The organism is Rhizobium sp. NZLR10 (assembly GCF_019685125.1).
Lineage (GTDB): Bacteria > Pseudomonadota > Alphaproteobacteria > Rhizobiales > Rhizobiaceae > Rhizobium.
The window spans coordinates 117033-123421 of record NZ_JABDWE010000023.1 but is presented as its reverse complement, the minus strand read 5'-3'; the positions used below and the strand labels follow the sequence as shown (position 1 = coordinate 123421).

7 protein-coding genes are annotated in these 6389 nt (G+C 61.2%); 4 read left to right on the top strand and 3 right to left on the bottom strand.

The annotated features are described in order from the left end of the window. The coding region (locus HJB82_RS28135; RefSeq protein ID WP_221142129.1) for a transposase at positions 1–264 on the bottom strand (264 nt) is incomplete at its 3' end. A gap of 248 nt (positions 265–512) precedes the next feature. After that, the gene (locus HJB82_RS28130; RefSeq protein ID WP_207581361.1) at positions 513–1502 is read right to left on the bottom strand and encodes a polysaccharide deacetylase; all 990 of its coding nucleotides are present in this window, start codon (positions 1500–1502) and stop codon (positions 513–515) included. A 121-nt stretch (positions 1503–1623) separates the two neighbouring features. On the opposite strand from HJB82_RS28130, the gene HJB82_RS28125 reads away from it, so the two are divergent. The 3 genes from HJB82_RS28125 (at position 1624) to der (ending at position 4539) form a co-directional block, all read left to right on the top strand. Then, positions 1624–2208: an NnrU family protein gene (locus HJB82_RS28125; RefSeq protein WP_221142127.1), complete on the top strand. Its 585-nt coding sequence runs from the start codon at positions 1624–1626 to the stop codon at positions 2206–2208. Between the two features lie 206 nt (positions 2209–2414). Then, entirely contained in the window at positions 2415–3098 is a 684-nt protein-coding gene (locus tag HJB82_RS28120; RefSeq protein ID WP_221142126.1) for a tetratricopeptide repeat protein, read from the top strand. Positions 3099–3114: 16 nt separating this feature from the next. Next, complete coding sequence (gene der / locus HJB82_RS28115) at positions 3115–4539, top strand: ribosome biogenesis GTPase Der (RefSeq protein WP_207581358.1); 1425 nt, start codon at positions 3115–3117, stop codon at positions 4537–4539. A gap of 235 nt (positions 4540–4774) precedes the next feature. Here der and HJB82_RS28110 read toward each other — a convergent pair whose 3' ends face one another. Further along, positions 4775–5212, bottom strand: a complete 438-nt coding sequence (locus HJB82_RS28110) for a MarR family winged helix-turn-helix transcriptional regulator (RefSeq protein WP_207581357.1) — start codon at positions 5210–5212, stop codon at positions 4775–4777. Positions 5213–5371: 159 nt separating this feature from the next. On the opposite strand from HJB82_RS28110, the gene HJB82_RS28105 reads away from it, so the two are divergent. Beyond that, entirely contained in the window at positions 5372–6385 is a 1014-nt protein-coding gene (locus HJB82_RS28105; RefSeq protein ID WP_207581356.1) for an alpha/beta hydrolase, read from the top strand. Positions 6386–6389 lie beyond the last annotated feature (4 nt).

Genomic DNA, 6389 nt, shown 5'->3' with positions numbered 1-6389 from the left:
GGCAAAGGCGCGCACCTGCGCCGGATTGACAACAACCACCCCAAAACCAGCTGCCGACAGGCTACCCGCCGCTAACATCTCGTAGCCGCCGGTCGCCTCCAGGCCGACGATCGTCGGCCTGGAGGCGACCAGCCCGGTGATTAATTCCTCAAGGCCGGCGTGGTCGTTGCTGACCGCGAAGTGCTCGCCTGAAGGGTGCAGCGACACGTCCAATCGGTCCTTGGAAACATCGATACCGACAACCACCCTCTCATTCATCTCCATCTGATCCCATCCTTGCCTAAGCGGGCTTTGCTTTCGCAAGCGGCCCCGGCGACTGTTCGGGTTCAATGGAACGGCGGACGGAGACCCAGGCTCTCCCACGGGCTTGGTGTCCCAAAGGTGCAACGGTCTTCCATCCGCCACCGCAACAGGCAGTACTACGCCAATAGCGGGTAAAGGGAAGTTACAAAGGTGGCGGCAGCCGGATGAGGGCCCCACACGGCACCACACCTCATTCCAAAAATAACTTATTACAGCCCTGACGACTGCTGCAATTTCCCGCGGGCCTCGATCAGCGAGATCGCTTCGGAATAGCTGACGCAGGCGACGTCGGCGCGATGGCAGACGTCGCCGACCAACCGGTCGAGGGCGCGCCAGTAGGCGCCGCCGTTCATTTCGACGAAGTGGAAGCCGAGCTGGAGGGGGGTGCGGCCGCCGGCATATTGTTTGTCGAAAGCTTCTTTGAAGGCCGAATAGGCGCGCTCCTCGAAGGCAGCGCTGTCCACTCTGTCTTCTTCACCCTTGGAATGGCGGACGAAGAGATTGTAGTCCATGCCGATGATCGGCTTTTCGCTCGGGCCCTCGGGGATCAGCGGCAGGCCGAAGCGGATGATGCCGTCTTCCTCGACCGGCATGGCCGGACCTTTGGTGACGAGGCTTGCGTCATAGCTGAAACCCGCCTTCTTTTCGGCGGCGATCATATCGGCGCCCGCCGTTGCGGAAAGATAGGGTGCGCGAAAACCCTTGATGCCATGGTCGACCAGATCCCGCCAGCCGGCCGGCTCCTGGAGGCCGACGCTTGTCCAGGCATTTTTCAACGTCGCGTGGAAGGTGGCGTATTCGGCCGACCAGTCGGCCTCGCTCCAGAGACGGCCATCGAAATGGCCGCAGGCATGGCTCGATATGTCGTGGCCTTCGAGATGGGCGTGCCAGATATTGCCGAGCCTTTCGCGGATCTCGTCGTCGCTCTGGGCGAAGCCGACATTGGATTTGCCGCGCTTCTGATGCGGCGCCTGGTAGGCCTTCTTCGCCGCCTCGTTCATCAGGAAAGTGCAGGAGAGGAAATAGGTAAAGTGGGCGCCGTTCTTCGCGGCCATCTCGCGGCTCTTCAGCCAGAGCGCATTGTCGTGGGCGCCGTCGAACGAAATGATGACCAGCTGTTTCGGCCGGTCGGCCGCCTCTGCCATCGTCGGCAGGAGGAACGACACAGCCAGACAGGTGGAGAGGAGATGACGAGACATGGACACCGCGACAATTTGTTCGCGATTTCCCTCCGATAGAATTGCGGCGAAGCTGCGGTCTTACTGGCATTTTTTCACGCCAGCCGGTAAGCCATGACAAACGGCACGGAAGGGACCCGCAATGACTTTGCTTATCGTCGGCATTATACTTTTCCTCGGGGTGCATTTGGTGCGGGTGGTATCGCCCGGCTTCCGCCGTTCGATGATCGCAAGCCTCGGCGAAAAGGGGTGGCGGGCGGCCTATTCCATCGCGAGTCTGGCGACGCTGATCCTATTGATCTACGGCTTCGGGCGGGCGCGTGAAGTAACCGGAATGCTTTACAATCCGCCGGTCTGGATGGCGCATATCACGATCACGCTGATGCTGATCGCAACGATCTGTCTCGTCGCCTCGCTATTGCCGGCGGGGCATATCGCCACCAAGACCAAACATCCGATGGTGCTGTCGGTGAAAATCTGGGCGCTTGCCCATCTGCTCGCCAATGGTGAAACGTCGTCGGTGCTGTTGTTTGCGGCCTTCCTCGCCTGGGGCGTCATCCTGCGCATCTCGCTGAAAAGACGGCAGCGGGCGGGCGAGATCGTGCTTCGGCCCTTCGTCTCGGCCAAATACGACCTCTATGCCGTTATCATCGGCATCGTCGTCTGGGCGCTGATCATCTGGAAGCTGCACGAATGGCTGATCGGCGTTTCGCCGCTCGCCATGTGACCTGCGCATACCCCCGAAAATCGATTCCGATTTTTGGAAAGGATTATACGCGGATTCAAAGTGTTAGAGCGTCCTTGGCGCGTCTGAAAAGACGCGCGGCGCTCTAATCTTTCATATCCCCCTTACAACGGCGGCAAAATGGAGTAGAAGGCCCGACAATGTGCGTTTTGCACAACGTATAGGTATTTCCGCGGCCGGAGACGAGAATGGCATTCAACGACGACAGCTTCATCCGTGAAGTCAATGAGGAATTGCGCTCCGACCAGATGAAGGGCGTCTGGCGCCGGTTCGGCCGCTATATCATCGTCGTCGCCATCCTGATCGTCGCCGGCACCGCCGGCAAGGTTCTCTTCCAATATTGGGACGATACCCGCTCCTCGGGCGCCGGTGACCAGTTCCTGGCGGCGATGAAGCTTGCCGACGAGAACAAGAATGACGAGGCGCTGGCCGCGCTCGACAAGCTCGAAAAGGAAGGCCACGGCGCTTATCCGGTGCTGGCGCGCATGCGGGCCGCGACTGTCGAAGTCCAGAAGGGCGATACCGCTGCGGCGATCGCTTCCTTCAACGAGATCGGCAAGGACAATGGTGTTCCGGCCGCCGTGCGCGATGCCGCCAAAATGCGGGCCGGCTGGCTGCTCATCGAAAACGGCTCTTACGAACAGGTTTCGGCCGCGATCGAGGAAATGGCCGTCCCAGGCAACGCTTTCCGCCATTCGGCACGCGAAGCGCTCGGCCTTGCTTCCTTTAAGGGCGGCAACATGGCGCAGGCTCGGCAGTGGTTCCAGTCGATCGTCGATGATACCGACAGCCCGCGCAATGTTGCCAATCGCGCCCACATGATGCTTGATCTCATCACCGCATCCGGCAAGGCGCCCGCCGCGCAGGGCTGAGTTTTAAGGAAAAAGAATGAGTTTCACGGTCGCGATCGTCGGTCGTCCGAATGTCGGCAAGTCGACCCTTTTTAACCGCCTGGTGGGTAAGAAGCTGGCGCTCGTCGATGACACGCCGGGTGTGACCCGCGACCGCCGTCCGGGTGATGCGCGGCTGATGGGCCTGACCTTCACCATTATCGACACGGCCGGTCTGGAAGAGGCCGACGCGGAAAGCCTGCAGGGCCGGATGCGCGCCCAGACGGAAGCGGCGATCGACGAGGCGGATCTTTCGCTTTTCATCGTCGACGCTAAGAGCGGATTGACGCCCGTCGATACCGATCTTGCCGAAATGCTGCGCCGGCGCGGCAAGCCGGTGGTTCTCGTCGCCAACAAATCCGAGGCGCGCGGCTCCGACAGCGGCTTCTACGACGCCTACACGCTCGGGCTTGGCGAGCCGACGCCGATTTCGGCCGAACACGGCGAGGGCATGCTCGATCTGCGTGATGCGATCGTCGAGGCTATCGGCAAGGACCGGGCTTATCCGGCGAAGGAGGAGGTCGCCGTCACCAACGTCGACATTCCTCAGTCTGAAGGCGAGGGCAGCGATGAGGACGAAGAGCCTGCCTATGACGACACCAAGCCTTTGCGCGTGGCGATCGTCGGGCGGCCGAATGCCGGCAAGTCGACGCTGATCAACCGTTTCCTCGGTGAGGACCGGCTTTTGACCGGGCCGGAGGCGGGCATCACTCGCGATTCCATCTCGGTCGAATGGGATTGGCGCGGCCGCACCATCAAGATGTTCGATACGGCAGGCATGCGACGCAAGGCCAGGGTGATCGAGAAGCTGGAAAAGCTCTCTGTCGCCGACGCGTTGCGCGCCATCCGTTTCGCTGAGACAGTGGTGATCGTCTTCGATGCGACGATCCCCTTCGAGAAGCAGGACCTGCAGATCGTCGACCTGGTGCTGCGCGAGGGCCGCGCGGCCGTTCTCGCTTTCAACAAGTGGGATATGATCGAGGACCGGCAGGCGGTGCTTGCGGACCTTCGCGAAAAGACCGATCGGCTGCTGCCGCAGGCACGGGGCATCCGCGCGGTGCCGATCTCCGGCCAGACCGGCTGGGGCCTCGACAAGCTGATGCAGTCGATCATCGACACCGACATGATCTGGAACAAGCGCATTTCGACGGCGAAGCTCAATCGCTGGCTGGAAACGCAACAGATCCAGCATCCGCCACCGGCCGTTTCCGGCCGCCGCATCAAGCTGAAGTACATGACGCAGGTCAAGGCTCGCCCGCCGGCCTTCATGATTTCCTGCACGCGCTCCGACGCGCTGCCGGAATCCTATACGCGTTATCTGATTAACGGGCTGCGTGCCGATTTCGACATGCCGAGCGTGCCGATCCGTATTCATTTCCGTTCGGCTGAGAATCCGTTTGAAGGCAAGAAGAGGCGGACGTAGGGGTTCTTGGGGCGCCAGTTGGCGTTTGTGGAATATCCGTTCGTGTCGTGCCTGGGGTTACCCCTGCCGGGCATCTCCCCCACAGGTGGGGAGATCGGCTGGGCGGACCCGCTCGCTCCAGCATCAATTGTTTGGGGAGATGCTATCCGCGAGTCGATCTCCCCCCTTGTGGGGGAGATGCCCGGCAGGGCAGAGGGGGTAACCCCAGGTACGACCTATCTCGATCGTCTTGAACCTAAGCCACGCTCTTATTCAGCGCCTCGCGTAGCGCCACGATCTCAGCCTGTAGCCGAGTAAGATCCGCTGCATCGCGACCGCTGGCCTCGGCGATGCAGCCCGGTATGCCAGTCGCTTTTTCCTTCAGCCGCTTGCCTTCTTCGCTGAGGCGGATGACGACGACGCGCTCGTCCTCGCGGCTGCGTTCGCGCCTGATATAGCCGGCGCTTTCCAGGCGTTTGAGCAGAGGGGTCAGCGTGCTCGATTCCAGGAAGAGCTTTTCGCCGAGGCCGCCGACGGTCTGGCCGTCCTGTCCCCACAGCGCGACCATGGCCAGATATTGCGGATAGGTGAGGCCGAGTGCGTCGAGAAGCGGCTTGTAAACGCGGTTCAGCGCATGGCTTGCCGTATAGACGGCGAAGCAGATGAAATCGTCGAGCTTCAGCTGATCCTGCATGGTCATCTCCAGAACTGAGCGAGTTTATATCGTACGATAAATAATCGCAAGCGTCTTTTTGGCATGGCAGATATGCGGATATGTAGATTGTGCAATAAATAGTCGTGCGCGATACAAAAGCCGTGTTTACGCCGAACACGGAACCGAGAGGACAAGACAATGTCGACCATCAAGACCGCAGTTTCCGCAGCAGCACTCCTGGCAGCCTCCGCCGCCGGCGCGCTTGCTGATCCGGTACTCGAGCCGACAACGCAGAAGTTCATCGATGGCCTTGCCGGCGGCAAGCCGATCTATACGCTATCGCCGACCGATGCCCGCAATGTTCTGGCCGGCGCGCAGAAGGGCGATGTGAAGAAGCCTGCGGCGCAGGAAGAGGATAAGGTCATCAAAACAGGCCCGACCGGCAGCATCAAGCTGCGTATCGTCCGCCCGGAACAGGCCAATGGCACGCTGCCGGTCATCCTCTATTTCCATGGCGGCGGCTGGGTGCTCGGCGATGCGGATACGCATGACCGGCTGGTGCGCGAGATCGCCAACGGCGCCAATGCCGCCGTCGTCTTCGTCGATTACGAACGCTCGCCGGAGGCCCGTTATCCCGTTGCCATCGAGCAGGCCTATGCCGCAACCAAATATGTCGCCGAGCATTCCAAGGAGCTCAACGTCGATGCCGGCAGGCTCGCGGTCGCAGGCGACAGCGTCGGTGGCAACATGGCGGCGGTGGTGACGCTGCTTGCCAAGGAGCGCGGCGGTCCCGCCATCGACCAGCAAGTGCTGTTCTACCCGGTCACGGACGCCAATTTCGACAACGGTTCCTATAACCAGTTCGCCAATGGCCCGTGGCTGACCAAGGAAGCGATGAAGTGGTTCTGGAACGCCTACCTGCCCGACGAAGCCAAGCGCAAGGAGCCGACGGCTTCGCCGCTGCAAGCCTCGTTGGAGCAGTTGAACGGCCTGCCGCCGGCGTTGGTCATCGTCGACGAGAACGACGTGCTGCGCGACGAGGGCGAGGCCTATGCCCGCAAACTCAGCCAGGCTGGCGTCCGAGTCACGTCAATGCGTTACAACGGCACGATCCACGATTTCGTGCTCTTGAACGCCATTGCCGAAACGCCTGCTGCACGCAGCGCGATTGCGGTTGCGAACGACACGCTTCGCAACGCTTTGCACAAGTAGGACG

Coding starts and splice junctions, on each gene's coding strand:
- HJB82_RS28125 (WP_221142127.1), top strand. CDS start 1,624: ATGACTTTGCTTATCGTCGGCATTATACTTTTCCTCGGGGTGCATTTG.
- HJB82_RS28105 (WP_207581356.1), top strand. CDS start 5,372: ATGTCGACCATCAAGACCGCAGTTTCCGCAGCAGCACTCCTGGCAGCC.
- HJB82_RS28120 (WP_221142126.1), top strand. CDS start 2,415: ATGGCATTCAACGACGACAGCTTCATCCGTGAAGTCAATGAGGAATTG.
- HJB82_RS28130 (WP_207581361.1), bottom strand. CDS start 1,502: ATGTCTCGTCATCTCCTCTCCACCTGTCTGGCTGTGTCGTTCCTCCTG.
- der (WP_207581358.1), top strand. CDS start 3,115: ATGAGTTTCACGGTCGCGATCGTCGGTCGTCCGAATGTCGGCAAGTCG.
- HJB82_RS28110 (WP_207581357.1), bottom strand. CDS start 5,212: ATGCAGGATCAGCTGAAGCTCGACGATTTCATCTGCTTCGCCGTCTAT.